Source organism: Companilactobacillus futsaii JCM 17355 (assembly GCF_001435505.1).
Taxonomy (GTDB): Bacteria; Bacillota; Bacilli; order Lactobacillales; family Lactobacillaceae; genus Companilactobacillus; species Companilactobacillus futsaii.
Map to the genome: position 1 here is coordinate 1 of NZ_AZDO01000150.1, position 1,038 is coordinate 1,038.

A 1,038-nucleotide genomic window follows, 5' to 3' on the forward strand; every position below is an offset into this window, starting at 1 on the left:
CACCGTCAAAAATTCTCAAAAATGTCAGGTAAACAACAGCCTTCCGGAGTTTGGGCAACTGATTTTGATGCTATGGCGCTAAAGACGGTCTTAAGAAACCTGATTGGTAAATGGGGTCCAATGTCAGTAGATATGCAAACAGCTTTCTTAACAGATGAAGAAACTGTTGATGATGTTTCTAATGATATTAAAGATATCAATGCTACCGAGACAGATGAAGCACCAGCATCTGATGTATCTGAATTGATTAATAATAATGATTCATCTTCTAAGAATACAAAGAAAACAAGTTCTAAGACGTCACGTAAGGCCAAAGAAAATAGTAATCAAGAGGTATTAGATGGATTTGAAAAGGAGATAGATGACGATGCTGACACCAACAAGTGATTTAACTCAAGAAAATTATTATGATCGTTCGACAGATTGGGATTATCAATCACCAACCTTTTTCAAAAAGTTCTTGAAGTGTGAGGCTGAAACGATGGCTGAGCTAAACGGAGAATACTCCGATATGAACCATGAAGCACTCTTGGTTGGTAATTACCTTCATTCTTATTTTGAAAGCTCTGAATCACATCAGAAGTTCATTGATGACCACAAATCAGAGATCATGACTAGAACTAAGAAATTGAGAGCACCATTTGAAAAAGCTGAAGATATGATCGATACCTTGAAGGAAGATTCATTGTTCCAGGGACTATATCAAGGAGAAAAAGAAGCTATCGTTACTGGTTTCATTGATGGAGTCCAATGGAAAGGCAAAGTTGATTGCTTGAATTTAAAACGTGGTTACTTCCTTGATTTAAAGACTTCGAGAGATATCCATAAGAAGTTTTGGAACAACGAAGATCGAGAATGGCAATCGTTCGTAGCTGAATACAACTATCAGCTTCAAATGTATGTTTATAGGGAACTTATCAGACAAACATTTGATATTGAGACAACGCCCTATATAGTGGCAGTTTCAAAGGAAAAAGTTCCAGATAAAATGGTTATTTCAATTCCTGATTATCGATTAGAAGAGGCGGCAATGCAGAT

At 36.5% G+C, this 1,038-nt stretch carries 2 protein-coding genes; both read left to right on the plus strand.

Annotation, left to right across the window (positions count from 1 at the left end):
• Positions 1-387 (plus strand): recombinase RecT (locus tag FC88_RS12430; RefSeq protein WP_200951545.1); only part of this gene is annotated, 387 nt, incomplete at its 5' end.
• Positions 368-1,038, plus strand: a 671-nt coding sequence (locus FC88_RS12435) for a PD-(D/E)XK nuclease-like domain-containing protein (RefSeq protein WP_057816099.1), incomplete at its 3' end; no start/stop codon positions are given. The genes FC88_RS12430 and FC88_RS12435, both read left to right, overlap by 20 nt.